The 26755-nt window shown below is 44.5% G+C and carries 28 protein-coding genes; 24 read left to right on the top strand and 4 right to left on the bottom strand.

What is annotated here, in order from left to right; all coding sequences use genetic code 11:
- Nucleotides 1–94 precede the first annotated feature (94 nt).
- Both KJS52_RS20075 and KJS52_RS20070 read right to left on the bottom strand, forming a co-directional pair.
- Nucleotides 95–1480, bottom strand: coding sequence for a TrkH family potassium uptake protein (locus tag KJS52_RS20075; RefSeq protein WP_213518775.1), 1386 nt, complete (start codon nucleotides 1478–1480; stop codon nucleotides 95–97).
- Entirely contained in the window at nucleotides 1464–2129 is a 666-nt protein-coding gene (locus tag KJS52_RS20070) for a potassium channel family protein (RefSeq protein WP_213518773.1), read from the bottom strand. The genes KJS52_RS20075 and KJS52_RS20070 overlap by 17 nt, the downstream gene beginning before the upstream one ends.
- A gap of 231 nt (nucleotides 2130–2360) precedes the next feature.
- Here KJS52_RS20070 and KJS52_RS20065 point away from each other — a divergent pair, with 231 nt between their 5' ends.
- The 8 genes from KJS52_RS20065 to KJS52_RS20030 all read left to right on the top strand — a co-directional run bounded on the left by KJS52_RS20065 (nucleotide 2361) and on the right by KJS52_RS20030 (nucleotide 11941).
- Nucleotides 2361–3260, top strand: coding sequence for a DUF2232 domain-containing protein (locus KJS52_RS20065; RefSeq protein WP_213518771.1), 900 nt, complete (start codon nucleotides 2361–2363; stop codon nucleotides 3258–3260).
- 25 nt (nucleotides 3261–3285) lie between these two features.
- Nucleotides 3286–5247: a DHH family phosphoesterase gene (locus KJS52_RS20060; protein WP_213518769.1), complete on the top strand. Its 1962-nt coding sequence runs from the start codon at nucleotides 3286–3288 to the stop codon at nucleotides 5245–5247.
- Nucleotides 5244–5687, top strand: coding sequence for a 50S ribosomal protein L9 (gene rplI, locus KJS52_RS20055; RefSeq protein ID WP_213518760.1), 444 nt, complete (start codon nucleotides 5244–5246; stop codon nucleotides 5685–5687). The genes KJS52_RS20060 and rplI overlap by 4 nt, the downstream gene beginning before the upstream one ends.
- 36 nt (nucleotides 5688–5723) lie before the next feature.
- Entirely contained in the window at nucleotides 5724–7085 is a 1362-nt protein-coding gene (dnaB, locus tag KJS52_RS20050; protein WP_213518759.1) for a replicative DNA helicase, read from the top strand.
- A 181-nt stretch (nucleotides 7086–7266) separates the two neighbouring features.
- Nucleotides 7267–8553, top strand: coding sequence for an adenylosuccinate synthase (locus tag KJS52_RS20045; RefSeq protein WP_213518757.1), 1287 nt, complete (start codon nucleotides 7267–7269; stop codon nucleotides 8551–8553).
- Nucleotides 8554–8765: 212 nt separating this feature from the next.
- Nucleotides 8766–9479: a hypothetical protein gene (locus KJS52_RS20040; RefSeq protein ID WP_213518755.1), complete on the top strand. Its 714-nt coding sequence runs from the start codon at nucleotides 8766–8768 to the stop codon at nucleotides 9477–9479.
- A gap of 147 nt (nucleotides 9480–9626) precedes the next feature.
- Nucleotides 9627–10418, top strand: a complete 792-nt coding sequence (locus tag KJS52_RS20035) for a hypothetical protein (RefSeq protein ID WP_213518753.1) — start codon at nucleotides 9627–9629, stop codon at nucleotides 10416–10418.
- Between the two features lie 95 nt (nucleotides 10419–10513).
- On the top strand, nucleotides 10514–11941 hold the full coding sequence (locus KJS52_RS20030) for a VanZ family protein (protein ID WP_213518751.1): 1428 nt from the start codon (nucleotides 10514–10516) through the stop codon (nucleotides 11939–11941).
- A 111-nt stretch (nucleotides 11942–12052) separates the two neighbouring features.
- Here KJS52_RS20030 and KJS52_RS20025 read toward each other — a convergent pair whose 3' ends face one another.
- The gene (locus KJS52_RS20025) at nucleotides 12053–12511 is read right to left on the bottom strand and encodes an ImmA/IrrE family metallo-endopeptidase (RefSeq protein ID WP_246563791.1); all 459 of its coding nucleotides are present in this window, start codon (nucleotides 12509–12511) and stop codon (nucleotides 12053–12055) included.
- 90 nt (nucleotides 12512–12601) lie between these two features.
- Entirely contained in the window at nucleotides 12602–12940 is a 339-nt protein-coding gene (locus KJS52_RS20020; protein ID WP_213518749.1) for a helix-turn-helix domain-containing protein, read from the bottom strand.
- 320 nt (nucleotides 12941–13260) lie between these two features.
- Between KJS52_RS20020 and KJS52_RS20015 the strand changes: the two genes are divergently transcribed.
- The 16 genes from KJS52_RS20015 to KJS52_RS19940 all read left to right on the top strand — a co-directional run bounded on the left by KJS52_RS20015 (nucleotide 13261) and on the right by KJS52_RS19940 (nucleotide 26754).
- Nucleotides 13261–13518: an AbrB/MazE/SpoVT family DNA-binding domain-containing protein gene (locus KJS52_RS20015; protein ID WP_246563789.1), complete on the top strand. Its 258-nt coding sequence runs from the start codon at nucleotides 13261–13263 to the stop codon at nucleotides 13516–13518.
- Between the two features lie 26 nt (nucleotides 13519–13544).
- Nucleotides 13545–13694 (top strand): hypothetical protein, encoded by a 150-nt coding sequence (locus KJS52_RS20010; protein WP_213518747.1) that lies wholly within the window; start codon nucleotides 13545–13547, stop codon nucleotides 13692–13694.
- Between the two features lie 58 nt (nucleotides 13695–13752).
- Nucleotides 13753–14361, top strand: coding sequence for an RNA polymerase subunit sigma-24 (locus tag KJS52_RS20005; RefSeq protein ID WP_213518745.1), 609 nt, complete (start codon nucleotides 13753–13755; stop codon nucleotides 14359–14361).
- Nucleotides 14362–14987: 626 nt separating this feature from the next.
- Nucleotides 14988–15413: a phage tail terminator family protein gene (locus KJS52_RS20000; RefSeq protein ID WP_213518743.1), complete on the top strand. Its 426-nt coding sequence runs from the start codon at nucleotides 14988–14990 to the stop codon at nucleotides 15411–15413.
- On the top strand, nucleotides 15406–15579 hold the full coding sequence (locus KJS52_RS19995; RefSeq protein WP_246563788.1) for a YqzN/YkzM domain-containing protein: 174 nt from the start codon (nucleotides 15406–15408) through the stop codon (nucleotides 15577–15579). The genes KJS52_RS20000 and KJS52_RS19995 overlap by 8 nt, the downstream gene beginning before the upstream one ends.
- Before the next feature lies 1 nt (nucleotide 15580).
- On the top strand, nucleotides 15581–16912 hold the full coding sequence (locus KJS52_RS19990; RefSeq protein WP_213518739.1) for a phage tail sheath family protein: 1332 nt from the start codon (nucleotides 15581–15583) through the stop codon (nucleotides 16910–16912).
- 1 nt (nucleotide 16913) lies between these two features.
- The gene (locus KJS52_RS19985) at nucleotides 16914–17381 is read left to right on the top strand and encodes a phage tail tube protein (protein ID WP_213518731.1); all 468 of its coding nucleotides are present in this window, start codon (nucleotides 16914–16916) and stop codon (nucleotides 17379–17381) included.
- 160 nt (nucleotides 17382–17541) lie between these two features.
- Nucleotides 17542–17961, top strand: a complete 420-nt coding sequence (locus KJS52_RS19980; protein WP_213518729.1) for a phage tail assembly chaperone — start codon at nucleotides 17542–17544, stop codon at nucleotides 17959–17961.
- A 307-nt stretch (nucleotides 17962–18268) separates the two neighbouring features.
- On the top strand, nucleotides 18269–22465 hold the full coding sequence (locus KJS52_RS19975) for a tape measure protein (protein WP_213518727.1): 4197 nt from the start codon (nucleotides 18269–18271) through the stop codon (nucleotides 22463–22465).
- A gap of 11 nt (nucleotides 22466–22476) precedes the next feature.
- Complete coding sequence (locus KJS52_RS19970) at nucleotides 22477–23154, top strand: LysM peptidoglycan-binding domain-containing protein (protein WP_246563787.1); 678 nt, start codon at nucleotides 22477–22479, stop codon at nucleotides 23152–23154.
- The gene (locus KJS52_RS19965) at nucleotides 23151–24122 is read left to right on the top strand and encodes an XkdQ/YqbQ family protein (protein WP_213518725.1); all 972 of its coding nucleotides are present in this window, start codon (nucleotides 23151–23153) and stop codon (nucleotides 24120–24122) included. Before KJS52_RS19970 ends, KJS52_RS19965 begins: the two co-directional genes overlap by 4 nt.
- Complete coding sequence (locus KJS52_RS19960) at nucleotides 24122–24415, top strand: DUF2577 domain-containing protein (RefSeq protein WP_213518723.1); 294 nt, start codon at nucleotides 24122–24124, stop codon at nucleotides 24413–24415. The genes KJS52_RS19965 and KJS52_RS19960 overlap by 1 nt, the downstream gene beginning before the upstream one ends.
- 4 nt (nucleotides 24416–24419) lie before the next feature.
- A complete protein-coding gene (locus tag KJS52_RS19955) occupies nucleotides 24420–24821 on the top strand; it encodes a DUF2634 domain-containing protein (protein ID WP_213518722.1) in 402 nt (133 codons plus the stop codon).
- Complete coding sequence (locus KJS52_RS19950; RefSeq protein ID WP_213518720.1) at nucleotides 24814–25893, top strand: baseplate J/gp47 family protein; 1080 nt, start codon at nucleotides 24814–24816, stop codon at nucleotides 25891–25893. Before KJS52_RS19955 ends, KJS52_RS19950 begins: the two co-directional genes overlap by 8 nt.
- Entirely contained in the window at nucleotides 25886–26473 is a 588-nt protein-coding gene (locus KJS52_RS19945) for a putative phage tail protein (RefSeq protein WP_213518718.1), read from the top strand. Before KJS52_RS19950 ends, KJS52_RS19945 begins: the two co-directional genes overlap by 8 nt.
- Nucleotides 26470–26754 (top strand): ketopantoate hydroxymethyltransferase, encoded by a 285-nt coding sequence (locus KJS52_RS19940; protein ID WP_213518716.1) that lies wholly within the window; start codon nucleotides 26470–26472, stop codon nucleotides 26752–26754. The genes KJS52_RS19945 and KJS52_RS19940 overlap by 4 nt, the downstream gene beginning before the upstream one ends.
- Nucleotide 26755 lies beyond the last annotated feature (1 nt).

Raw genomic sequence — 26755 nt, 5'->3', positions numbered from 1 at the left:
TAAAAAGGCAAGCATTCTCACTAGGGCGTTTCTGAGCACTCCGAGAACAACACAGGTGAGAATGCTTGCCATCATGTAGCTTTTAGTGCATGGTTTAACCGATCAAAATATTATCCTCCGGGTAACCCACACGCGATTGCTGCTTGCGATTGGCAAGCGCATAGGCAAGTGTTAATGGACCGAGTCGCCCTACAAACATCGTGATACATACGATTATTTTGCCTGGCAGTGTTAATTCCTTAGTTAGTCCCATCGACAAGCCTGTTGTACTGAAGGCCGAGGTCGCCTCAAACAGCACCTCTAAAAAATGATTCTCCAGCATATCCTCAGTAATCGTTAAAGCAAGCGCAACGATCAGCACAGCAGTTAGCGAGCTCATAACGACCGCGAGCGCGCGCATTAGCGAGCCTTGCGGAATGCGACGACCGAAGGCATGTACTTGTCCGCCACCTTTAAAGGTTGTAATTGTTACCAAAATGAGCACGACGATCGTATTTATTTTAACGCCACCGCCAGTACCGCCAGAAGCAGCACCGATAAACATATAAATGATAAGCAAAAACTGTGAGGCAGCGAGCATGCTTGTAATATCGATCGTATTAAAGCCGGAGCTGCGCGGCACAAGAGTTTGGAACCAGGCAGCTTGAATCCGCTCAAACCAGGTTAGCCCGGTAAAGGTGGCAGGATTCATAGATTCCAGCAACAAGATCAGGCAGAAGCCAATGATTGAAATAACTAGAGATCCGGAAAGCACGATTTTCGTATGAAGCGAAAACTTGCTCCATCTTCTCTTCTGAACAAGCTCTACGATTACGATATAGCCAAGACCGCCAGCAACGAACAGCGCTATAATGACAAAGTTGACGACAGGATCGCCTACATAAGCGACAAGTCCTTCAGGCCATAGTGCAAAGCCAGCGTTGTTGAAGGCAGAGATCGAGTGAAACATGCCGTAGAAGAAAGCGGTGCCCCAGCCCATGCTTGGCTGCCAATGCAGCGTCAATATTAGTGTCGCGATTGATTCGAAGGCGAATACGATGATAAAAATATAAATGCAAAGCCGAACAAGCCCCTGTGCGGTTGAAGCTTGAGTCGTTTGCTGGATAAGCAGACGCTCCTTTAGACCAATTCGCTTTCCCAATACAATCGCTATAATGACGCTGATGGTCATAAAGCCAAGTCCCCCGATTTGAACCAGCATCATCACGACTATTTGTCCAAACAAGGAAAAGTCCCCACCGAGATCAATAACACTAAGACCATTCACACATACTGCCGATACAGCCATAAAGAACGCATTGATAAATCCCATCGAGCTTCCATCTGCCGATGAAAAAGGCATCATAAGCAGCAGCGTTCCGATCGCGATCAAAATCGCGAAGGTCACAATAATAAATTGCGGCGGACTTAAATGATTACGAAATTTAAACGGGTTTTTAGAGTAGTCGGAGCTGCTCCAAGCTTTATTTCTTTCGCTCATAATACTTCTCCAGCTGTGAAATTTGCTCATGGCTGCCGATAATGAGCAGGGCATTGCCAGCTTGAATGATGTCCTCCGCCCGCGGAGATACGTTCATGCGATGCTCGGTTTTAATCGCAAGAATCGTACAACCGAAGCGAGCACGGATATCCAGCTTTTGCAAGGACAAGCCGCTCATCGCCGGAGGAGCCAGCATTTCCACAATATTATATTCCTCGGAAAGCTCAATATAATCAATGATGCTGTTGGAGCTGAGCTGATTCGCTAGACGAACCGCCATATCCCGCTCAGGGTAAATGATTTTGTCAGCGCCAATTTTGCGCAGCACATTGCCGTGCATTTCATCACGCGCTTTGGCAATAACATTTGGCAAATTCATTTCCTTGAGCATCAAGGTGGCAAGAATGCTCGCCTGAAGATCATCGCCAATTGCTACAATCGCGTGTGTAAAATTGCTTACGCCAATTTCCTTCAATACTAATTCATCTGTACAATCAGCCTGCAAGGCATGTGTGGCATACGGCGCTATATCCTGCACCAGCTCGGGATCCTTGTCTACTGCAAGCACCTCATGACCATTTTGCACCAGGGTGCGCGTCATGCTGCTGCCGAATCTCCCTAGCCCTACCACTAAAAATTGCTTTTTCATTATTGATTGTCACTTCCTTAATTTCCTACATGAAAATGTTCATACAATACGATGAACTCTACAATGAATCATAATCATCTGTGCTGTAAAATACAATTAAATTTTGCTTGAATATTTAACGAATATGTACCATTGCCCTAACCTAATGAGTGACCACACGGCGGGGCATAATTTATGATATAATAATGGTTAGTGTAAATGTTGTGATTTTGACGTCTTGAGGTGAATGATTTGAAAACTGGTAAGAAGCCGATATTATGGAGCGCCATCGCCCTGGCAAGCACCTTTCTGATGGTTGTGCCTGGGTTAAACTTCATCGCGTTATTGCTTATGTTGGTTCCATATACGGTCCTTTATTCTCTGCTAAGCCGAAATGCATTTATTGTGCATTCGCTTGTTGTGCTGATCATTGGTTGTTTGATCGTGGACCCTGTTGTATTTATTGGCTTTAGTGTATTTGCGATTATTCCAGGCATTGCTCTTGGAGAATATTACAAAAAAGGCTTGGCATCCAATAAAATCATTCCGAAGATGATTGCGTTAGTCATTTTAATGCTGATGATCGGTCTGTTCGTCATGGAAAATGTGCTGAAAATTTCCTTATTGTCTGATATGGGCAAAACCCTTACGACGATGATGAATACGGCAAACGAAGGCTTTCCGGTGCTCGTGTGGAATACCGATATGATCGACAGCTTTGTTAAAATGATGATTAACATGATCCCGTTAGTGTTTTTCGTTATGGCATTGCTTATCGTGGTATGCTCTCATTATGTTGCGCGTAGACTTGTTAATGCAGAGGGAATCGACGTTGCTGCTTACCCTCGGGCTAAGGATTGGAAATTGCCGCGCTCGTTAGTTTTTATTTACTTTATTGCCTATTTGTTAGAGCTTACGATCGATCCGACAGATGGCTCGTTTATGACGCTTGCGATTATGAATCTTGTTCCAGCCTTGAGCATCGTGTTTGCGATTCAGGCAGTGGGCTTTTTCTATTATATCGCTGACAATCGCGGCTGGTCGAAAGTGGTTCCATTCCTTATTGCATTTCCAGTACTGCTGCTGCCGCCAGCAAGCATTATTGGTGTTTTGGACACAGCTTTTCCGCTTAGAAAGATGATTTCTAAGTAACAATAGGCACAGGAGCGATTTTCATATGCCAAATTTTTTGTCAAAGCGCTGGCATGGACTGCATCATGTATTGTCTTTGGTTATTATGTTTTTGCTATCGGTTGGCTTGAGCTATTATCATTGGGTTCCGGGATTAATCGGGCTACTGCTGACGATTGCAGCCGCAGTTTATATGTACATAGCCGAGCGCGCGTTTCGCCGCGAATTCAAGCAGTATGTGCAAACACTGTCCTATCGATTGAAAACGAGCGGCACCGATATTTTTCAGCAGCTGCCATTCGGTATTGTTATCTTTAATGAGGAGTATACGGTTGAATGGCATAACCCGTATATCGCCAACTTGTTTCAGCATGAAAATCTGGTAGGCGAGCCGCTCAACAAGCTGTTTCCTGGCTTGTCATCGACCAAGGATTCGCAGGCGCCAATCGAGCTGACGCTCAATCAAAGAATGTACCGCTTGACAGTACGCGATAAAGCGCGCGTCGTCTATGTGAACGACATTACCGAGTCATGGGCGATTCAGAAGAAGTATGATGAGGAGCGGCTGGCTTTGGGCATTGTCATGATCGATAATTTGGAGGAAGTAGCGCAAGGGCTGGATGATAACCAGCGCACTACACTGCTGTCGAAAGTGACGAGCATGATTACCGATTGGGCGCAGCGCTATGAGATCTTTTTGAAGCGGCTAACGTCAGACCGCTTCTTGCTCATTACGGATCAGCGCACGTTAAGAATATTGGAGCAAACCCGCTTCGATATTTTGGACGAGGTGCGCGAGCAGACCAGCGATCAGAAAATTCCGATCACGCTAAGCATCGGCTTTGCAGCGGGTGCCGAGTATATTACCGAGCTAGGACAGTGGGTGCACCGCAGCCTTGATATTGCACTTGGCCGCGGCGGCGACCAGGCAACTGTTAAGTTTGGCACGCGTCAAACCTTTTACGGAGGCAAAACAAACGCTGTAGAAAAGCGGACGAGAGTTCGCGCACGCGTCGTGGCGCATACATTGCGCGATTTGATTAAGGAAAGCTACAATGTAGTTATTATGGGTCATCGCATTCCGGATACGGATGCGATTGGAGCAGCTGTTGGTGTGTTGAAGGCAGCGCGCATGCTGGGCAAGGAAAGCTATATTGTGCTGGAGGGCGTCAATCCTTCGATAGACCGTATGATGGAGCTGTTGCGCGAGGATGAAAAAATCGCGCAGCGCTTTGTTACGCCAGAGCAGGCGTTTGGCCTTATGAACAGCAATACGCTTGCTGTTGTCGTGGATACGCACAAGGCTTCGATGGTAGCGGAGCCGAAGCTGCTGTCGATGACGGAGCGCATTGCGGTTATTGACCACCATCGCCGCAGCGAGGAGTTTCTTAGCAATGCTACGCTTGTTTATTTGGAGCCGTACGCTTCCTCTACCTGTGAGCTCGTAACGGAGCTGCTGCAATATATTCATGACCGCATCTCGCTCGATGTTCGTGAGGCGACCTCGCTGCTTGCCGGCATTACGGTCGATACGAAGAGCTTTGCGCTGCGCACAGGTGCCAGAACATTTGAAGCGGCTTCCTTTTTGCGGCGCAATGGCGCAGATTCCTCGATGATTCAGCGGATGCTGCAGGAGGATCTGCACGGTTATATTTCAAAATCGGAAATTATTAAGCATGCAACGATTCACTATGAGCATATTGCGATTGCAGTTGTTGCCGAAGGCGAAGTGAAGCCGCAGCTACTCATTGCTCAATCAGCTGACACGCTGCTTAATATGTCCAATATTTATGCCTCGTTCGTTATCGCCGAGCGTCCAGATGGCTTGATCGGCATTAGCGCAAGATCGTTTGGCCAAATCAATGTGCAGGTCATTATGGAGCGAATGGGAGGCGGCGGTCATTTAACGAATGCTGCCGCGCAGCTCGAAGGATCGGTTGATGAGGTAGCAGCCCAATTAAAGGCTGTACTGAAACAAATTGATGAAGAAGAGGGGTTATTTGAATGAAGGTCATTTTTTTGCAGGATGTAAAGGGTCAAGGCAAAAAAGGGGAAATTAAAGATTTGTCGGAAGGCTATGTTCGCAACTTCCTATTGCCAAAAAATTTAGTGAAAATTGCTTCGGACGGCAATGTGAAGACGTTGGATATGCAAAAAGCAGCTGAAGAAAAGCGCAAGCAAAAGGAAAAAGAGGATGCAATCAAGCTGGGCGAGAAGCTCGAGCAAATTACCGTTCAAGTAAAAGCGAAGGCAGGCGAGGGCGGCCGCTTGTTTGGCGCGATTACAAGCAAGCAAATCGCTGAGGCGCTAGCCAAGCAAGGCTACAAAATCGATAAGCGCAAAATTGAGCTGGACGATCCAATTCGCTCGCTAGGCACAACACAAGTGCCTGTGAAGCTGCACCATGATGTGAAGATCAACCTTAAAGTACAGGCTGTTGAAGAATAACGTGCAATGATGTAACGAGAAGAGAGGTAAAGGGCTATGAATTCAGAGGCAATATTTGATCGTGTGCCGCCGCAAAATATGGAGGCCGAGCAGGCTGTTATCGGCGCTGCGCTGCTGCAGCCAGAGGCATTGATTGCTGCGATGGAGCGCGTCAAAAGTGAGGATTTTTACAGCACTGCCCATCAATTGATCTTTGAGGCCATGATTGAGCTAGGAGAGAACAATCAGCCAATTGACCTCGTTACATTGACAGCTCATCTGCAGGATATGGGGACGCTGGAGGAGATTGGCGGCGTCAGTTATTTGGCGAAGCTGGCCAACTCGGTGCCTACTGCGGCCAATGTGGAGTATTATGCACAAATTGTAGAGGAAAAGTCGATGCTGCGCCGTCTTATTCGTACGGCGACCAACATCGTCTCAGACGGCTATGCCAGCGCTGATGATGTTAGCAGTTTGCTGAGCGATGCCGAGAAAAAAATATTGGAAATATCCAATCGGCGCTCCAGCAGCGGATTTATTTCGATTCGCGATGTGCTGATGGAGGTTTTTGAGAAGGTCGAGTTTTTATATGCCAATCGGGGCGGCACGACGGGGATCCCTTCGGGCTTCGTCGATCTGGATCGGATGACAGCGGGCTTCCAGCGCAGTGACTTGATTATTGTAGCGGCTCGTCCCTCCGTTGGTAAAACTGCGTTCGCCTTAAATATTGCGCAAAATGTAGGCGTGCGTGCGAAGGAAACCGTCGCAATCTTTTCACTCGAGATGTCGGCGGCACAGCTTGTGAATCGTATGATTTGCGCAGAGGCGAATGTGGATGCGACCCGCTTGCGCACAGGTAACTTGGAGCCGGACGATTGGGAGAAGCTGACGATGGCAATTGGTGCTTTGTCCGAGGCGCAAATTTACATTGATGATACGCCGGGGATTACGGTAGCCGATATTCGCGCCAAATGCCGCCGTCTAAAGAAGGAAAAAGGGCTCGGCATGATTTTGATCGATTACTTGCAGCTTATTTCCGGACGCGGCAAGGCTGGTGAAAACCGGCAGCAGGAGGTATCGGAAATTTCCCGTACATTAAAGCAGATTGCCCGTGAATTGGAAGTGCCGGTGATTGCACTGTCACAGCTCAGCCGCGGCGTTGAGCAGCGTCAGGATAAGCGGCCGATGATGTCCGACCTGCGGGAATCGGGCTCGATCGAGCAGGATGCTGATATTGTTTCGTTCTTATACCGCGACGATTACTATGATAAAGAGTCGGAAAAGAAAAATATTATCGAGATTATTATCGCCAAGCAGCGGAACGGCCCAGTAGGAACGGTAGAGCTTGTATTTCTTAAAAATTTCAATAAATTTGTGAACCTTGATCGAAATCATCAGGATCCGTCTCAGGCATCATAAATATCCGAACATTTATTTAGCGAGCAATATGATTTGTTCGCTTTTTTGTTTGACTTTTAATGGTCTCATTGATAAAATATAAATGCTGTTTCTGTAACGGCGAAGTATTTGCAGCATATAGATAATATGAACTTTCATGTCTTAAATTAATCGATGGAAGACATCGAGTGGAGGTATGGTTATGTCAACAGTTGTAGTTGTTGGTACGCAGTGGGGAGATGAAGGGAAAGGTAAAATTACCGATTTTCTTGCGGAAGGTGCAGATGTCGTTGCACGCTACCAAGGCGGTAACAATGCCGGTCACACGATTTTAATTGATAATAAAAAATATAAGCTGACGATGATTCCTTCTGGTATCTTCAATACGAATAAAACATGTGTCATTGGTAACGGTATGGTTATTAATCCTGAGGCACTTATTGCTGAAATTGAGTATATTCATGAAAACGGCTTCTCAACCGATAATCTCGTTATTAGTGATCGCGCACATGTTATTATGCCATATCATCTTATTCTTGATGCGCTTGAAGAGGATCGTAAAGGCGACAACAAAATTGGTACGACTCGCAAGGGAATTGGCCCTTGCTATATGGATAAAGCTTCACGCAGCGGTATTCGTATTGCTGATCTTATGGATCCGGAAGAGTTTACGGCTCGCGTGCGCGCAATTGTGAAAGAGAAAAATCAATTGATTCAGCAAGTCTATGGCGCAGAGCCTGTTGACGCTGAGCAAATTATTAAGGATTATCTTGGCTTTGCAGGGGTGCTGCGTCCGTATGTGACTGACACATCTGTTGTGCTGAATGATGCGATTGATGCCAATAAGAAGGTATTGTTCGAGGGCGCGCAAGGCGTAATGCTTGATATCGACCAAGGCACCTATCCATACGTGACATCCTCCAACCCGTCGGCAGGCGGCGTATGCATCGGCTCTGGCGTAGGACCTTCCCGCATTAAGCAGGTTATCGGTGTAGCCAAAGCGTATACGACTCGCGTTGGCGATGGTCCGTTCCCGACCGAGCAGGACAATGAGATCGGTCAGCTTATTCGCGACAAGGGCAATGAGTATGGAACAGTTACAGGCCGTCCGCGCCGCGTCGGCTGGTTCGACACGGTTGTTGTCCGTCATGCGCGTCGTGTTAGCGGTATTACCGGCTTGTCCTTGAACTCGCTTGACGTACTGACAGGACTTGAGACGGTGAAAATTTGCACGGGCTATAAATATCGCGGCGAAGTCATTTATAACTATCCTGCGAGCTTGAAGGCAGTAAGCGAATGCGAAGCGATTTATGAAGAGCTGCCGGGCTGGAGCGAGGACATTTCCAATGTGAAGCGCTTGGAGGATCTTCCGCAGAACACCTTGAATTTCGTTAACCGTATTTCGGAGCTAACAGGCATTCCAATTGCAATTTTCTCGGTTGGCCGTAATCGTGAGCAAACGAATCAAGTATTGCCAATTTACGAATAAGATTACTATAGGCATAATCATAGCTTTGTCGACGATGTGAGTTTCACACTGTTGGCAAAGCTTTTTATTTGGCGAAAATGCGATTTGCTAGAATGATCAACTCTCAAACTGTCAATAATGATAGAAACGTCTATGCTTTTTGAAGTAATTGTCCTCTATTTTTGGACGGGCATAGGCACATATCAAATGGAAAGTTTGAGGAGTTGGGAGAAATGGCCTGGAAGATTGGATTGTGGATAGCGAGAATTGTAGCAACTGTACTTATTGCTTGTATATTATCAATTTGGACGACAGGATACGTCGTAACCAGTTATGTACAATCCTTGGTTAAGCAGTTTGAGCTTCCGCTGGAGGTGGAGCCTGTTGCCTTTGCTGACGTTTGGGGCATGCTGTGGGGCAAGCAGAGAACAGTACAGGATGAAGTGGTAGAAAAAGAAGTAGCTGATGCATCCACTGAAGCGCAGGGCGGCAAGGAGTCGGAAGAGGAGCCGTTGGACTCGCCTGATCAGGAAGCCGGGACGCAAGCTGACGATGAGGATGCTGCTGAGCCAGGCAGTGGCGAAGGCGTCAATGAAGAAGTCAATGAAGAAGTCAATGAAGAAGGTGACACTTCATCAAATGCTGCCGAGTTCGACGATAGCCTGGAGCCGGCGCAGGAGGCGTTAGCTCCGATTGAAGGCGGCGGCACGCCAACGATTACGCCAGAAGAAATCGATGCATCCAAAGAAAGCATAGCGATGGAGGATAAAGAGCGGATGTTTGAGCTAATGATGAACAAGCTTCCTCCCGAGTCGTGGCAAATGTTTTCAACTTATCTTGAGGATGGGCTGACCGAGCAGGAGCTGCTGGACATTCAGCAAATGATGGCTCAGCATCTAAGCAGGGAAGAATACGACGAGCTGATGGCCATACTTGAAAAATATTAAAGCATAGCAGCGTGTAGAAAAACGGATCTGTTCCTTATTGCGGAACAGCATCCGTTTTTTTGTGGAAAATGAAACCCTTCTAGCAAAATTGTCGTCAATACTATCAATTGTTGGAAATATTAAGCTGATTTAGTTAGGGGGATGTGTATGAAAAACAAGCCTATTTGGTTAGGTATATCTTCGGCTGTCATCTTACTGGTACTGATAGGGGCAACAATCGTATTTGCTAATGCAGAAGGAAACAATATTGAAAATGAACGTACAAATCAGAATGGAAAAACAGTCGTTGAAACTGAATACAAGGAATGGAACCCGCAAACAAACGCAGAAGAAACAAAGAAAGGCATTATGTACAAAACGGATGGTTCCGGGGCGACAAAGTTTGTTGATAATGAAATTTTGGAATATGTTGATGACCGTAGCGAAGCTACTAAAGCGCTACTTGAACATTCCTACCAAGTGATTGATGCGTATATTCTTGGAGTTGCAGAGGTACAAGGCTTAGGGGATTTCCAGCTTTCGGCCGAAGAAGTAGCGAGCATGCTCACCGAGAACCACAATATATTCAAAACTTTGTATGCGGAAGAACTGGAACGCGGAGCTGCAATTGTTTTGAATACCGATGCTGACGGGAGTTCTCCTTGGGCTAAACATAAAGATTCGACATTAGTTCGAATGGTATTGGAGATTGACAAAGCGTTCACAGGTGCGGTAGATAATCTTTCTTGGAGCAATACAGAATCGCCAGACCCGACAGGAATTGACGAGGAAGCTGAATATTGGGACACTCGTCAATTGGATGGAGATACACGATTTATGAAGGCGCGTGATGTAATGCAGCGCTACTCAACTTGGATGTTTGGCGGGAAGATTGCCCCGGAAGGGATAAAGCTTGACGAGTTGCCGATTCCCGAAAGATTCAGTGATTTAGTGAAATAAATGTAGCAATTTTCCTGATAATTCGGTTCGACTGGGGCTTGGGAAGGCATATATAAACTAAAGGAAAAAATTAAAATATTAGGAAGGAAAATGTAATGAGATTTAGCGACGTTGTTAGACTTGCCAAGGAGTATTTGACGCTTGGAATTGCAGCTGCTATTATACTGACGGTTTTACTCAGTGTCGGATACTTTTTCGTGTACAAGAGGCTGATGAAAGGCTCCAAAAAATTTAGCAAACGAACCGCAGCTTTGACATTAATCAGCATATGTTATCTCTTCATAGTGTTTGGAGCAGTATTTTTTAGTAGAGGAAGCTTCTTCTCATCGTACAGCTTACAGCCCTTTTATTCTTATATTGAAGCATGGAATCAATGGTCGTTCTGTGGTTGGAGAAACATTATATTAAATATTTTGATGTTTGTTCCGTTTGGATTCTTATTGCCTTTATGGCATAAAGGGCTTCAAAAAGCTTGGCTTACCGTTTTATGCGGATTTCTTTTCTCATTAATTATTGAGCTTATTCAGCTCGTCGGTTCGCTAGGCGTTTTTGAAATAGATGACCTAATTAATAATACATTTGGCGCATGGCTTGGTTACGGCGCAGTAATGCTGGCGTTGATGCTTTTCCATAGGCAGAAACGGTCAGCTGCAAAGCTGTTTGGTTATGCTGCACCGATGCTAGTAATGATTTTGGCATTCGGCAGCATATTTACCGTATATTCCATGAAAGAGCTGGGAAATTTGCGCAGCGATTATATTTACAAAATGAACATGAAGGGAGTAGAGCTGACGTCAGAGGTGGAGCTTTCCAGAGACAGCAATACTGCTGGCATCTATCAAGCTGCATTCGGCGACGAACAAGCTGCAAAAGCGCTGGCCAGCTCTGTTTTTTCAGCAATAGGGGCAACTATGGACGAAGATGAGACTAGGGCCTATGATGAATCAGTTCGCTACATTGCCTATAAACCGGACAATCATGAAGCTTCGATACATATGTGGGTTAACTATAAAGGACTGACCTATCGCTTAACTGATTTTTCGCAATTTGATGATCATCTGGTGAAGGTTAAAGATGCCGATGAGCTGACTATACGAGGAGCACTCGCTGAACTCGAGCTTGAATTGCCAGCAAACATATCGTTTTCTGTGATGGAGGACGGCTCCTACATATTTACCGCTAACATGCTGCAAGTTGGCAATCAAATTTGGGATGGAGTATTGAGATGCAGTTATTATAGCGACGGTACAATTAAAGAAATCGATAACAACATTGTCATTGCAGATTATTACAGAAGCGGCGAAATAATTAGCGAATTTGAAGCTTATGATAGATTGTCAGCGGGCAAGTTCTTTCATCACAACCGCCAGAGACAAACGAAATCAATTACAGTCAGGGATGTGAGTCTCATTTATGAGCTGGATTCCAAAGGTTTTTACCAGCCTGTCTATCGCTTTGAATGTGTATTTGCAAATGAAGTTGAAAAGTATGAGCTGACTATCGCAATCTCTGCCTTGAAATAATTTATAAATCATGATGCAACACTATTATTTCGCTTTAGCAGCAAAAACAGAACATATGTTCTGTTTTTGCTGCTAAAAAAAAGCACTGAAGCTGCATTGCAATATGAACGATTACATTTTAATAATATTTAGTGGTTCAAAGTAAATGAGATAGTTTTCATAGGTGGCGTACAGACCAAATTTGCGTTGGTAATGATCGATCGTATGCTGTAAAAAGTCCTCCGTTACCTCCAAATATTCCGCAATGGCGTGTCTGCCCTCAATATCCTGCTGCCATGCTTCAACAAACCTGTGCAGCGGAATAAGCTGCTCATAGCCCCATGCTCTGGCGCGGTATTCCTGCTTGCGGTTCGAAATGGAGGACTGATCAAGAATATTGCCGCTAGAAGTAAAGTAATGTCCCAGCTCCTCGGACAAAATACACGCCTTTTCCTGCTTCGTATTTAAATTTTTGTTGATCCATATGACTTGATCTGCGTACAAGCCTTTGTTTCTTCTGGACATTGGCTTTTCATATACATAGACAGATTGCTCTTCTGCAATAGCAAGAAGTCGCTCATATAGCTGCAAATGACCTCACCTCGGCTGCTATTTATTCCTATATCGAATGACACCTTTTGTTAGGATGGCTGTGAATGCTAGTTCGTGAAGCGGCGGCGTTTATATTTCCTTCTCTTTGCGCTTCAAGCGTACGAATTGTTTGAAGCGCTCGATTTCCTCAAGCTCTTCCTCAGTCCATTCCTCGCTATCGTGGTGCGCTGCGATCGTGTCAGGCTCATAGTGAAGCCCGCTAGCCATAGCTTCCAGCTCCTCTACCGTAATGCCAAGCTCCCTGCAAACATCTACTACATTTGTTACCGAGGCTCTGCTTAAATCACGGGTAAGCATTGACTGCAGCGTAGTAGGCGGCATCCCGATTTTTTCAGCGAACGCTCTTCTACTGCCTCTCTGATCAATCATTTCTGCTAGAATCTCGGTCATTCTTGTCGTATTGCGCATGGAAACTAACACTCCTCAACATACAATGGTGTACGTAATAACGTATACATTACTATCATACACGACTAAAAACCGTTTGTAAATCAATATTTGAACGAAGATGAGTTCATATTTTTAGAAAAACAGTTGATTTTGAACTCATAATCGTTTATATTATAAATATGACAAACGAAACTTCGTTCATCGTTTTCAATCGCAGAGGCTTTTCGGATTAAGAAAATGCTTCTTTCCGGAATTATCGCTAAATTATTTATTTGCCACCGATTCTGGTGAGCCTTATACAGTGAAGTCAGCAGGGCTGACGAAAGGAGATAGGTTAAATGATTAGATCAAAAGGTATTGTCAGAAAAGTTGATGGATTGGGCAGGATTGTTATTCCAGTTGAAATGCGTCGTGTATTTGGCATTAAGGAAGGCGACTCGATTGAAATTTTCTCAGATAGCGAGCAGCGCATTATGATGAGCAAATATGTGCCGGGCTGCGTCATTTGCGGCAGTGTTGATCAGCTTCAGCCTGCATTGGACAAGCAGCTTTGCAAGCCTTGCGGCGTAAAAATTGCACGTTCTGTTAAGCTTTAGCCAGGTCTAACATGTTGGAGGTAAAAATGAAAGAAAGCAGTCAAGCTGCTAACGCTGAGCAGTATGCGCTGGAATATATGCTGGTTTGCCTATACATGGCTTGTTTGCGAGTAAGCGTAACAACGAAGCGGCGCAAGCAGAGGGTTAAAAAGATAACTACTATCCAGCCGTTGTAGGTTGTAATCGTATGCGACCGTATTAATTTCAGAATATTCATAGAAGGAGCGAGGCTATATGACGGAACGGGAAGCAATTGAGCAATTGACGAGCTATAAGAGACTGGTGGCACGCATTAAGGTGTTGTCCAACTACTCTGTAGGAGCGGGAATTACCGTAAGCCGATTAAATGAAGATGATCATTTGCAGGAGCTGCACCAGCGCTTGCGCGGCATGCCATCCTATATGTATCTATCGAAGCGCGAACAGCAGCTGGAAACGGTAGCTCATACGTATTTGCAAGGAAAGTACCCTACCGGCATTAAAAGTCAGCAGCGAGCCATCGCTTCAGTTGGGCAGGATGAGGAGGACACGAAGCTGCTGCAGGAATTGAAGCGCAAAATTGATAAAGTGATCGCCGCTAGAGGCTATACAATTAGAAGCGACATGGACGAGGTGCTGGAGCGCGTATCCGAGCTGCAGGACCTGCAGGCTGAAGTGAAGCGGATCGACGGGGTGATGGAGGCGTTGGAGCAATACAAGCCAGACTATGAAAAGCTGCTGCGTTGGCGCTATATCGAAGCTTTGTCAGCAAGGGAAACCTCGTTCCGCTTAAACGTTACCGAGCGCACCTTGCGTCGCTGGAATACCGTTGCCGTACAGGAATATATTAAGCTTTCCGCTTAATTTCTTCTAGCCCATGAAAGAAATACTTAGCAGTCAAATGCACCTGTTAATGAAAGGCGTGCCCGCAATGATGGCGCCGGCCCTTTTCATTAGCGGGTGCATTTGTTTTTATATAGAAGGCTTTGAACGAGGGAAAGGCGTAAGGAACATTACCGATAGCTGATAATAGCGCTAGAAGACGGTGATCGTTCAAGCTTAAAATAAGCTGTCCGCATCATGTCCGCCTGTTGTCCGCATTAAGGCCGTTTTTTCCGTTTTTACCGTGTTATTATGATATCATCGAAGAAAAATCATAGAGAAGCAACAACAACTAGCGCAGGTGATTGCAGCTAGTCAATGTTCAAAGCATACTGTTGCTAAATCGTACGATGCACCTCATAACGAAAAGCTTGGTCTTGTCAGCCAATTGGCAGACAGCTCAAAACTTTTCGCATGCAGGTGCATTTTTTATGACTTACTTCGAATGAGCATGATGCAAGGAGGTGAGTGACATGCTTTAACAGGTTAAGAGAGAGTATTAGCGGCAGGTCAAAATTAACTGCAGGACAAGCAGAGCGCGTTCAAGCTATTGATCGAGCTGCTGCAGGCACGTATGCCAAACCAATAATGATCGGGAGGGTGAGGATATGCAAGTCACAATTAATGATGTTCGTTACGCGGTGCATGATGCACTAGCTGCTGCCTTTCCCACTGTAACCGTATCAAGCGTAGCGCCAAATCCGCCGCTTGAATCTCCGTACTTTCTCGTGCGTTTGCTGGAGTTTACGCAAACTCAGGAGCTAGGCAATCGCTACCGCCGCAGCCTTCCTTTTGTGGTTCAATACGTTGCTGCACAGCAAAGTATCGATGACAAGTATGCGATCGCAGAAGTGATGATGGCAGCACTAAAGTATGTTACAGTAGGCGGCTACCAGCTGCCAGGACAAAGCTTAAGCATTGAAATGATTGATGGAGAGCTGCATCTCTTTGTTACGTATGCCATGCTCGTTCGAGAGCAGCAGCTGGACAGTCCGAAAATGCAGAAGCTCGAGGAGGGAACGACCGTTGGTTAAGAAACGAACGTCTCCGAAATTTACGAAGGAGCAGTTTTTACAGTCCCACCAGCGTTCGGGACAAGAAAAGGACATTTTAGCCGCGGTGCTGGAGGATAACAAAGCCTACACCATCGCAGAGGCAGACAAAGCAATTCAAAACTATTTAAAGAGAGGCGTGAAGTAATATGGCTGGAGGAACATGGGTATCACAAAATAAAGTAAGACCAGGAGTTTACATTAATTTCAAAGCAAAACCGCAAACATTGGGATCAATTGGAGATCGTGGTGTTGTAGCTGCCCCTGCGGCGCTGCCTTGGGGCGATCCTGCAAATGTTATTGTGCTGGAGGCGGCTGAATTTGGCAATCAATCACTAGAGTTGATCGGCTTTAATGCAACAGATGCACGTATTCGGCATATTGCTTCAGCGGTCAGCCAAGCACAAAAGGTACTGCTTTATCGTTTAGGTGGAACAGGAGCGGCAAAGGCCTCTGTATCACATGAAGGATTAACGGCAACTGCCAAATGGGGCGGCACGCGTGGCAATGACCTGAAGATTGTCGTTCAGGAGAACATTGACCAGCCTGAGCTGTTTGATGTCATTACACTGCTTGATAACAATGAGGTTGATCGTCAAACGGTAGCAGACATTGAAGCTCTTGCAGCGAATGCATTTATCGATTGGTCAGGAACTGGTGCGCTTGCAGCGACAGCGGGTATTCCACTGGCTGGTGGAACAGATGGCTCTTCTTCAGGAGCAGATTTCTCGGCTGCACTATCGGCATTCGAAGCCTATTCCTTTAACACTTTAGTCGTACCGCTTGATGATGCGGCGAGCAAGCAGCTTGCAGTTGCTTACGTGAAACGTCAGCGCGATGAAGAAGGGAAGAAGATTCAAGCAGTGCTTGTCAACTACCCTTCTGCTGATTATGAAGGCATCATTAGCTTGCGCAACGGCGTAGTGACGTCTGATGGCTTGCAGGTGCCGCCTACATCTTTAGTATGGGAAATTGCGGGTATGCAGGCAGCAGCGGATGTGAATGAATCTTTGACATACACTGCTATCCCTAACGCCGTTGATGCTTATCCGCGTTTAACGAATAGCGAAACAATCGCGGCACTGCAAAACGGCGAGCTGGTTATTACTGCGCTAAATAATACAGCGGTTATCGAGCAGGATATTAACACGCTGAAAAGCTTTACACCTGAGCGCAGCAAATCGTTCAGTAAAAACCGGGTTGTCCGCGTGCTGGATGCGATCGGTAACGATGTAAAGCGTATTTTTGATTCATATTATATCGGTAAAGTAAGCAATAACGCAGATGGTCGTGCGCTGCTTGAAGCTGAGGTTATTAATTACTTGTTGTCTCTCCAATCACTTGAGGCGATTCAAAACTTCGACAGTCAAACAGACATTAGAGTTGCACAAGGCAATAGCGTTGATTCCGTTGTTATTGAGCTTAATGTACAACCGGTCGACAGTATCGAAAAAATTTATATGACAGTGGAGGTGGCTTAATATGCCATATTTTTTGGAGAAAGATGCAATTAGCGGAAAACACGCAAAAGCTTATGCTACAGTAAATGGTCGCGTGGAAGAGTTGTTTTATGCCAAAAGCCTGGAGGCAACGATCGAAAAAAATAAAGTAGATGTTCCTGTACTAGGCAAAACAAATACTCCACAGCGTTCAGCAGGCTGGAACGGTACTGGAACTATGACCGTGTATTATGTTTCATCCATGTTCCGTCAACTAATGCGAAACTATATCCAAACTGGCCAAGACTTTTGGTTTGAGCTGATGGTGACAAATGAGCAGCCAGGCAGTGCTACTGGCAAGCAAACCGTATATTTGAGAGGCTGTAACCTGGATAGTGTCATCGCGGCTCGCTTTGACGCAACTAGTGACGATATGCTGGAGGAAGAATTGCCATTCACCTTCAATGACTATGAAATTAAAGAGCAATTTAATACAATTACAGGCGCCTAATTAGGCGCCTTTTTACCAATAGCAATTTATACGCACTTTCGCTAATAAATTGCTATTGGAATATATAGCCTTAAGAATTTAACAGTTGAGCTTACTATTATCTAGATTGTTCATTCGAAAATAAAACGATAGTTTTTATATTATACAGGAGGGATTATTTATGAGTTTAAAAGCTTTTTTCGCACAAAATGTTCAAGCTGAGGTCGTTGAGGAGGTTATTGTTTCTGAGCGTTTTAAGGATGAGCAGGGCAAACCAATCAAATGGAAGCTGAAAACGTTGACTGAGCAGGAAAATGAAACAATTCGCAAATCTGCAACGCGTTACACGAAAGGGAAAAATGGTGCTCGTCAGCAAGAAATTAATCAAGAGGAATATGCAGCCAAGCTAGTCGTGGCAAGCATTGTCTATCCTGATCTGCAAAATTCAGATCTGCAGGCTTCCTATAAAGTGATGGGCGCAGACAATCTGATCAAGTCAATGCTACTATCTGGGGAATATGCCAACCTGTTGATTAAAGTGCAAGAGCTGAACGGCTTTGACCAGGATGTAGACCAAATGGCGGATGAGGTAAAAAACTAATTGATGAGGGCGATCCTGAAGCAGTCTATGCCTATTTTGCCCTCAACGAGTATCACATTATGCCGTGGGAATTTGCCGCCCTTAATCCAGCCAGTAAAGCTGCATTAATTGGCTGTATTAAAGTAAGAGTAGAAGCCGAACGCAAGCAGCGGGCAAAAATGAGAAGAAGATAGCTGGACAAGTATATGAACTGATCTATAATCTGACTCACTGTATATCAACAGCATCCCTTTGCAATGCGAAGGGATGCTGCTTGAATACACAAAAATTCGACTGGTGCAATGATTATGATGGAAGGAGGGAGTATATGGCAACGACATCCGATACTTTAAAGATGTTTGATAGCATATCAAAAGCAATGGATGGCATTAACCGCCAGCTAAAAACGTTTACAAGCTCAATGAAACAAGTCCGAACCATTGCGGAGAAACCGATCAAGATGAAGCTTGATGTGGCAAAGTTCAATAAAACGATGACGCAAGTGGAGAAAAACGCCAACTCAATTAAGCCTGAGATTGGCTACAATTCCGGTCAGGTAACAAAGACAGCGAATGAGATGCGAAAGCTGTTGGAAAACACGATAGGAACTATTACAAGTAAAATTGAGCTTAAGCTGCCAAGTACCGAGAAAGCTAATTTGCTTGGTATGCTAAACGGACTCTTTAAATCGGCAGAGCAATCAAACCGGCAAATAAAAACGTTGATCACTACAGCGAATCAACTTCGTACTAACTTATTAAAGCCGATTAAACTTGCACTAGATGTGGCAAAGTTTAAGCAATCCTTGTCACAGGCAGAGAAAAGCGCTAAAGCAATAAAGCTTGTGGTTGGCTACAAGGTTGGTCAAGTGAAGAGAACAGCAAACGAAATACGTAAGTTGTTGGAAAAGACAATTGGGACCGTAACGGGGAAAGTTCAGCTCAAGCTGCCAAATGCGATAAAGGCTAATTTACTAGGCTTATTTAATAGTCTTGTTAAAGCTGCAGAGCAATCAAATCGGCGAATAAAGACGGTCTTAACTACAGTAAATCAACTTCGTACTACTGTATCAAAATCGATCAAGCTTAATCTTGACCTGGTGAAGTTTAAGCAGGCTCTATCACAAGCTGAAAAAAGTGTTAAAGCAATCAAGCCTAAACTTAGCTATAACGCCGCACAGGTTAAGCAAACAGCGGTCAATATGCGAGTTTTAATCGAAAAAACGATTGGTAAAATAACAGCCAAAATCACATTAAAACTACCAAGTACAGAGCGAACTAATGCCAATAAGCTGTTCAGCAGCCTGTCACAGTCAGCAACAAAAGGCAATCAGCAAATAAAAACTCTTAACCAATCGATTAACTCACTAAGAACGAATGCAATAAGACCAATCAAGTTAACTCTGGATCTGGCGAAGTTTAAGCAATCACTATCACGAGCTTCAAAAAGTGCTCAGGCCACTAAGCTTAAGGTAAGTTATGATGCTGCTCAAGTTAAGCAAACCGCGAAAAATATGCGGAAGCTGCTTGAAGATTCAATTGGAAAAATAAAGACCTCGATTTGTCCCAAGGTTCCTAAAGCAGGCAGCAAAATGTCTACTAAGATGCCGCAAGCCGATATAAAAGGAAGCGAGCAAATCAAGACGTTGAATCAAATGTTTAACACATTTAAAACGAATGCAATGAAACCAATCAAGCTAACCTTAGATGTGGCGAAATTCAAGCAAGCCTTGTCGCAAGCTGAAAAAAGCGCTAAAGCAATTAAACCTAAAATTAGCTTTAGTGATAGCCAAATTAAGAGAACAGCAAACGAAATGCGCAAATTGCTGGAAAAAACAATTGAAGCTGTAACAGCAAAAATTGAGCTTAAGCTGCCCAATACAGCGAAAACGAATTTGCTTGGCATGTTTAATGGCCTTGCGAAAGCAGCAGAACAGACCAATCGACAAATTAAGACGCTGTTAACTACAATTAATCAGCTTCGAACTACCTTATCAAAACCGATAAAGCTGCTACTTGATCTGGTAAAGTTCAAACAAGCGTTGTCACAAGCTGAGAAGAGCTTAAAATCAGTTAAAGCAAAAATAAGCTATAGCGCTGAACAGGTAAAACAGACAGCAGTGAAAATGCGGAATTTACTTGAGAAGTCGATTGGTAAAATAACAGCCAAAATCACACTCAAGCTTCCTAGCGCAGAGCGAACTAATGCAAGCAAAATGTTCAGCAGTATGTCGCAAGCAGCGACCAAAGCCAGCCAGCAAATCAAGGCGCTAAACCAAGAGTTCAAATCGTTAAGAACAAGTGCATTGAAACCAATTAAGCTTACTTTGGATTTAACAAAGTTCAAGCAATCCTTATCACAAGCTGTGAAACGGGCGCAGGCGGTAAAAATTAAAATTGGCTATGATATTAACCAGGTTATAAGAACCGCAACACGAATACGCAATTTGCTAACTAAACATATCGGGCAAATTCCAGTAAAACTTGCGCCAGGCTCAAAAGATATATTGAAGGGCTCGAAGACAAATCAAGCAAAGCAAAATATGAACAAAGCTACCGATTGCTTTAAGTGCTGTGAATGTGGTCCTAATAAGGGCCCGGGCTCAGGCAAAGGTTCAGGTTCAGGTAGTTCAAGCTCAGCAGGTGGAGATGATGCTGCCAGCGATGGTAACAGTGGCAGTATTGGTTTTGCTGGCAAAATGAAAAATACGCTAGCCTCGGGCTTCGGCAAATTGAAAGATATATTAGGCAAACATGTTTTTAATGCTGATCAATTTAAATCACTTATAAGCTCCGGTATATCGGCAACTGATCAATATACCAATCTACATGCCAGATTACAAACAATAAATGATAGCATGCAAACAACTGAGGATCTGCAAAATAAAATCTTCGCTGCCTCCAATCGAAGCAGAGCAAACTATCAACAAATGGCTGGTTTTATTTCGGATATCTCCTTGGCTTCACCAGGAGCATTTGCAAGCAATGACGAGAGCATCCAGTTTGCAGAGGCTGCACAGAAAGCAGTCAAGCTAGGTGGTAAGTCCGAGTCTGATCAGCAGGCAGGTATGAATACTGTAGGCAACATTATGAAAAAAGGCGTCATGTCAAAGGATGATTTCACTGCAATTATGACAACCGCACCAGATATTGCCGAAGCGATTTCCAGCTATACGGGAACAAGCATCGCAGATTTGCAGAAGCTAGCTGCAGAAGGTCAGTTGACAAGCATGATTCTTAAAAACAGTATGCTAAATGCTACGGACTCCATTAATGAAAAATTTAGTGACCTGCCAGTAACCTTCTCCAGCATAGGGGAGGTTGCTAAAAATACTATCTTCGAAGCTATCGGGCCAGCCTTAGCTGGCATTAGCAGCAAGTTGGATGAAGCATTTAAATCCGGAAGCTTGAATACATTTATCAATATGGTGGCTGCAGGCTTTAACCTTATTGCCAGTATTGGAATGTGGGCTTTTGATTTGATTATTAACAATCTTGATATTGTTAAAAATGTACTTGCTGCAATCGGAATCGCTGCGCTCGTAGCCGGAATGGCCATGTTTTTTGCCTGGCTTCAACCACTGCTGCCGCTTCTGCTTATTATCGGCATCATCTATTTAATCATTACCATTCTAAATATGTTTGGTATAAGCACAGGGGAAGTACTTGGATTTGTTGCAGGATTGTTTATGATGCTGTTTGCTGTGATCTGGAATATAGTAGCCGCTGTTTGGAATGCATTGCTTTCGTTTGTTGAATTTCTTGTAAATTTATTTATTGATCCAATCTACACGGTGCAAAAATTGATTTATGATTTAACGATGTATTTTGGCGAAGCTATGTATGACATGCTTGTTGGAGCAGAAAACTTTGCTAGCGGCTTTAAGTCGATGATTCTTGGTGCAATTAATGGAATCATTGGCGGTATTAATGGATTGCTAAATGGCTTGAAAGACATGTTTGGCATAGACTTAGGGCAAATTAATCCATTCGAGGATGAGGGCAATCCTCATGCAATGAGCGATGCATTTAGGAAAAAGTTAGATGCAATAGAGGAGCCCACGACTGACAAGGATCCATTCAGCCTTGATAAGTACAAAATGGAGGAAAAAGACCCTATAGCAGCGTTCAACAAAGGTTTTGAAGGCGGTTCTTCGCTTGGAGATGGCATTGGTTCTCTGACCGATTTATTCGGAGGAGGCTCGGCGAAAGGTGATCTATTTGGCGGTTTCCCTCCAGGAGGAGGAAATGATGGCGGGACACCTGATAATATTGCAAACGTCGATCGTGTCGGCGAGGTTGGCAGCATTAACAATACGGTAGATATTAGCAGCGAGGATCTGAAAATGATGCGCGAGCTGGCGGAGATGAACAATATTCAAAACTTCGTGTCGCTTACTCCTTCTATTAACTTTGGTGATATGCATGTTCGCAGGGATAGCGATATTGACATTATCGTTGCTAAAATCTCGGATCGACTTAATCAAGATATTGCTACATCCGTAGATGCGGCCTATGGCGGTTAGGAGGGATTGAATTGGCAGTTACTTCGAAAACGGAATCACAGAAAGAAACCTATTATGTCAAAATGAGCTTCAATAATAATGAGGAGTCTTTTCAATTCCCTGTAAATCCTGCTTCAGTAGAAGTGAGTGAAGCGGGTCAAGGTAAGACGTATAATGTGCCGGGAATTGGAGAAATAAATGTCATTGGCAGCAAATCCCTTTCAGAAATTAGCTTTAGTGGATTATTTCCTGCAACTCGTTACCCATTTGTAACTGTAGATGAGCTGCTACAACCAGTAGAGTATATCAAACTCATTAATAAATGGATGAGAACCAAGCATCCAGTACGCTTTATCCTTTCCAGTGATACGTACGAGATTAATACGCCGGCCAGTATCGAATCCTTTACATGGAATGAAATGGCAGGAGGCATAGGGGATATTGAATACAGCATTAAGTTAAAGCAGTATATCTTTTACCGGGCGAGAAAGCTTTCATCAAGTGCAACTGCTTCAAACAGTGGGCCTGCGAGACCTAATGAGAAGAAGCAGCCTAAAACGCATAAGATTGTTAAGGGTGATACGTTATGGGATCTGGCACAGAAGCATTTGGGTAATGGATCGAAATGGCCGGAAATCCAGAAGCTTAACGGCATCACGGACGCTGAGGTTAATCGTCTGCAAATCGGAAGGGTGCTGAAGCTGCCATGATATATGAGATTAAACTGCTTCACCATAACGGTACCGAATGGGATATTAGTGATATCGTAGATAGTCTGACTTGGAAAACATCGCGCATAGGCAAGGCAGGAAGCATCAGCTTTAACCTGATAAAAGGAGGACTATATCAGTCCAAAGACTTTACCTATAGCAACGGTGATCGGGTACGAGTTCGTGTAGGGGATATCGAAGTATTTCATGGCTATATTTTCAGCATTGATGCTGGACGAGACGAATCGGTATCGATCACAGCCTATGACCAGATCAGGTATCTTATGAATACAGATACGTATGTATTTGAGGGCCAAACCGCTACCGATATCGTTAAGCGCATCGCGAACGATTTTCAACTGCAGCTGGGTCATGTTGCTGAAACAGGCTATAAAATTCCGACCATGAGCGAGGATGGGCAAAAGCTGCTGGACATCATATGCAAGGCCATCACGCTAACCTATCATCATACAGGCAATGATTATTGCCTGTATGATGATTTTGGCAAGCTGTGCCTGCGTAATGTAGAGGATACACAGTTGGATATTTATATCGGGGAAAAAAGTCTGCTATATGACTACTCTGTGAAAACATCAATTGATGATGATACGTATAATCGGATTAAGCTTTATCGAGATAACAGCAAGACAGGCAAGCGGGAAATATATATGGCGCAGGATAGCGTTAATATGAAGCGCTGGGGAGTGCTTCAGCTATATCAAAGCGTAGATGAGGATATGAATGAGCCACAAATTACTGAATTGCTGGACAATCTCGCCAAGTTGAAAAATAGAGAAAGAAAATCATTGCAGGTCCAGGCATTAGGTGATATCCGGGTACGGGCTGGCATGAGAGTACACATTAAAATTGATGAATATGGTGTAGACCAGCCTTTGTTGGTTGATGAGTGCTCACATTCATTTGGTGATGGCGACCATACCATGACGTTAGATTTGAAGGTGATATAATGGCAGATCTACTCAATCTTGTAAAACAAGCTGCAGTAGATGCAGTTAAGGCAAGTAATCCGGTTGCATTGATGACAGGTACGGTTATAAAAGATAGTCCGCTAGAGGTAAAGGTTGATCAACGCTTTACGCTCACAGCGGCTTTTTTAATTTTGCCACAATCTATGCAGCGCAAAGAGATCATTATAGATGGGACAGTATATGTCATATCTGATGGTGTGCAAGTAAACGACAACGTTCTATTACTCCGTGTGCAAGGTGGACAGAAGTATATTCTATTAGACAGGTGGTGATCCGATGATCCCTGAAATCAATGTGCCGGCAACTGACGACAACCTTAATGCCGATCAGCCCTCCTTAACATGGAAGCTTGATTTTGATAAAGGAAGAGTAAGTGGCAAGATCGATCAGTTGGAAGCTGTTAAGCAGGCTGTGTATAAGGCACTGCAAACAGATCGGTACTGGTATGTGATTTATTCAGATGATTATGGCCATGAGCTGTCAACTCTTATTGGTGATCAACCAGCCTTTATGCAATCTGAGCTCAAACGGATGGTAGAAGAGGCGTTAATGGTCGATGAAAGAATTCAAAGTGTAGATGTGCTGGACATAACCACTAATGGTGATCAACTGGTGTTTTCTTTTAGGGTTAACAGCTTATTTGGCAGCTTTGATGAGGAGGTGAGTACAAATGTATGAGCACATGACTTATGATGCCATTTTGCAGCGCATGCTCGATCGAATAAGCAATCATATCGACAAACGGGAAGGCAGTGTTATTTACGATGCATTAGCACCTGCCGCAGCTGAACTAACTAAAATGTATATCGAGCTGGACATTAACTATAGGCTGTCGTTTGCAGACACATCAAGCGGAGAATACTTGACGCGAAAGGCAGCTGAGTTTGGCGTCAATCGCAACTTAGCTACTCCGTCAACACGCAAAGGTCTATTTTACAATGGCTCTAATGCGCTTATAGATGTTCCAATAGGCTCACGGTTTGCGATTTCGGATTTAACTTATACAGTCCGACAGCGCATCAGCACTGGCGTATACAGGCTAACCTGTGAAACTCCGGGCACAATTGGAAATGAGCAGTTTGGTACGATTCTCCCAATAGATTATGTTGCAGGGCTGGCACGAGCTGAGCTTAGCGATGTTCTTGTACCGGGCGAGGACGAAGAAACCGATGACGCTTTAAGACAACGTCTTTATAACACTGTGAATGAGCCTGCATTTGGCGGAAATATCTCGGATTATAAAAATAAACTGAATGCTATTCCAGGCGTTGGTGCTACCAAAGTATACCCTGCCTGGAATGGAGGCGGCACTGTAAAATGTACGGTTATTACGTCCGATTGGTCTGTTCCGTCATCTGCGCTGGTTGAAGAGGTGCAAACGATTATAGATCCTACTGTAAATAGCGGACAAGGTCTTGGTGTTGCACCAATTGGACATGAGGTAACGATTGCTGGCGTTACAAGTCAGACGATTAATATTGAAACGACGTTAACCTTGTCAAGCGGTGTTGTTCCCTCGCAGGTGCAAACGGATGTGGAGGAGGCAATTGAATCCTATTTGCTAGAGCTACGCAAAGAATGGTCCAATCAACAGCAGCTTGTTGTTCGAACAGCGCAGATCGATGCACGCTTACTGACTGTAGCAAGCGTTGAGGATGTTACAGGCACGAAAATAAACGGAGCGGCTGTTAACTTGACATTAAGCACAGATGAGATTCCGGTACTTGGGACGGTGGTCATCCATGGCTGAACGTATTATGAAGTACCTGCCCGAGTATTACAGACTAATCGAAGATTTTAGAGCACTGGACTATACGGAAACAATTGAGCTGGATCTGCTGCAAGGCGCGGTAGACCAGCTTTTTAATGATCAGTTCGTTATGACCTCGAGCGTGCAGGCAATCAAGCGCCGTGAACAGATGCTGGGCATATTAGCCGACCCTAGCACGGAAACATTGGACTTCCGTCGTCGTCGCATTCTGAATCGCTACCAAACGAAACCGCCATTTACAATACGTTATCTGCAGCGGCAGCTCGACATGCTCGTCGGTCCAGGAATGACCATTGTCTCGGTCGATCCGCAGGAATTCGTGCTGACCGTTACAGCCAATATTGATAACGCCAGCGTATTTCGCGAGGTTCATTATACAGTAGAGACGATTAAGCCAGCAAACTTGGTCTATCAGCAAAACACGTCGCTTGAAAATGTAATCGAGCTTCAGGAGCAGATCAGCATGCAAGAGATGACGTGGAACTATAAGCTCGACGGCAGCTGGAAGCTCGGCAGCAAGCCGTTTGTAAGCTATGGAACAGAGGTGGTTGTGAAATGATAGTATCAGCTTTGTTAAATGAGTTAGCAGAGTATGTAGATGGACGTATAGCCAAAGTTGTAATTAACGGTTCTTATGAGATTTCAAGCTTCAAAGTGAAAGAGGTTACGGACAATGTTCTGGCGCTGAACTACATTGTGCCGGTTGCCGATGTCTCTTTAATTACAAGCATTGAGCTCAAGGATGCGAGGAACAACGTGCTTACGTCTAATCAAGTTAATATCCCGATCGTTGCAGATCACTTAATGCTGCAGACGATCGTAGTAAAGGAGGCTGAATAGA

Origin of the sequence: Paenibacillus montaniterrae (assembly GCF_018403185.1) — a bacterium.
Classification (GTDB): domain Bacteria; phylum Bacillota; class Bacilli; order Paenibacillales; family Paenibacillaceae; genus Pristimantibacillus; species Pristimantibacillus montaniterrae.
This window is presented reverse-complemented; position numbering and strand designations above follow the sequence as displayed.

Excerpts from the sequence above, each read along its gene's own strand:
- KJS52_RS20075 (WP_213518775.1), bottom strand. The coding sequence starts at position 1,480 with ATGAGCGAAAGAAATAAAGCTTGGAGCAGCTCCGACTACTCTAAAAAC.
- KJS52_RS20070 (WP_213518773.1), bottom strand. The coding sequence starts at position 2,129 with ATGAAAAAGCAATTTTTAGTGGTAGGGCTAGGGAGATTCGGCAGCAGC.
- KJS52_RS20060 (WP_213518769.1), top strand. The coding sequence starts at position 3,286 with ATGCCAAATTTTTTGTCAAAGCGCTGGCATGGACTGCATCATGTATTG.
- rplI (WP_213518760.1), top strand. The coding sequence starts at position 5,244 with ATGAAGGTCATTTTTTTGCAGGATGTAAAGGGTCAAGGCAAAAAAGGG.
- dnaB (WP_213518759.1), top strand. The coding sequence starts at position 5,724 with ATGAATTCAGAGGCAATATTTGATCGTGTGCCGCCGCAAAATATGGAG.
- KJS52_RS20045 (WP_213518757.1), top strand. The coding sequence starts at position 7,267 with ATGTCAACAGTTGTAGTTGTTGGTACGCAGTGGGGAGATGAAGGGAAA.
- KJS52_RS20040 (WP_213518755.1), top strand. The coding sequence starts at position 8,766 with ATGGCCTGGAAGATTGGATTGTGGATAGCGAGAATTGTAGCAACTGTA.
- KJS52_RS20035 (WP_213518753.1), top strand. The coding sequence starts at position 9,627 with ATGAAAAACAAGCCTATTTGGTTAGGTATATCTTCGGCTGTCATCTTA.
- KJS52_RS20030 (WP_213518751.1), top strand. The coding sequence starts at position 10,514 with ATGAGATTTAGCGACGTTGTTAGACTTGCCAAGGAGTATTTGACGCTT.
- KJS52_RS20020 (WP_213518749.1), bottom strand. The coding sequence starts at position 12,940 with ATGCGCAATACGACAAGAATGACCGAGATTCTAGCAGAAATGATTGAT.
- KJS52_RS20015 (WP_246563789.1), top strand. The coding sequence starts at position 13,261 with ATGATTAGATCAAAAGGTATTGTCAGAAAAGTTGATGGATTGGGCAGG.
- KJS52_RS20010 (WP_213518747.1), top strand. The coding sequence starts at position 13,545 with ATGAAAGAAAGCAGTCAAGCTGCTAACGCTGAGCAGTATGCGCTGGAA.
- KJS52_RS20005 (WP_213518745.1), top strand. The coding sequence starts at position 13,753 with ATGACGGAACGGGAAGCAATTGAGCAATTGACGAGCTATAAGAGACTG.
- KJS52_RS20000 (WP_213518743.1), top strand. The coding sequence starts at position 14,988 with ATGCAAGTCACAATTAATGATGTTCGTTACGCGGTGCATGATGCACTA.
- KJS52_RS19990 (WP_213518739.1), top strand. The coding sequence starts at position 15,581 with ATGGCTGGAGGAACATGGGTATCACAAAATAAAGTAAGACCAGGAGTT.
- KJS52_RS19985 (WP_213518731.1), top strand. The coding sequence starts at position 16,914 with ATGCCATATTTTTTGGAGAAAGATGCAATTAGCGGAAAACACGCAAAA.
- KJS52_RS19980 (WP_213518729.1), top strand. The coding sequence starts at position 17,542 with ATGAGTTTAAAAGCTTTTTTCGCACAAAATGTTCAAGCTGAGGTCGTT.
- KJS52_RS19975 (WP_213518727.1), top strand. The coding sequence starts at position 18,269 with ATGGCAACGACATCCGATACTTTAAAGATGTTTGATAGCATATCAAAA.
- KJS52_RS19965 (WP_213518725.1), top strand. The coding sequence starts at position 23,151 with ATGATATATGAGATTAAACTGCTTCACCATAACGGTACCGAATGGGAT.
- KJS52_RS19960 (WP_213518723.1), top strand. The coding sequence starts at position 24,122 with ATGGCAGATCTACTCAATCTTGTAAAACAAGCTGCAGTAGATGCAGTT.
- KJS52_RS19955 (WP_213518722.1), top strand. The coding sequence starts at position 24,420 with ATGATCCCTGAAATCAATGTGCCGGCAACTGACGACAACCTTAATGCC.
- KJS52_RS19950 (WP_213518720.1), top strand. The coding sequence starts at position 24,814 with ATGTATGAGCACATGACTTATGATGCCATTTTGCAGCGCATGCTCGAT.
- KJS52_RS19945 (WP_213518718.1), top strand. The coding sequence starts at position 25,886 with ATGGCTGAACGTATTATGAAGTACCTGCCCGAGTATTACAGACTAATC.
- KJS52_RS19940 (WP_213518716.1), top strand. The coding sequence starts at position 26,470 with ATGATAGTATCAGCTTTGTTAAATGAGTTAGCAGAGTATGTAGATGGA.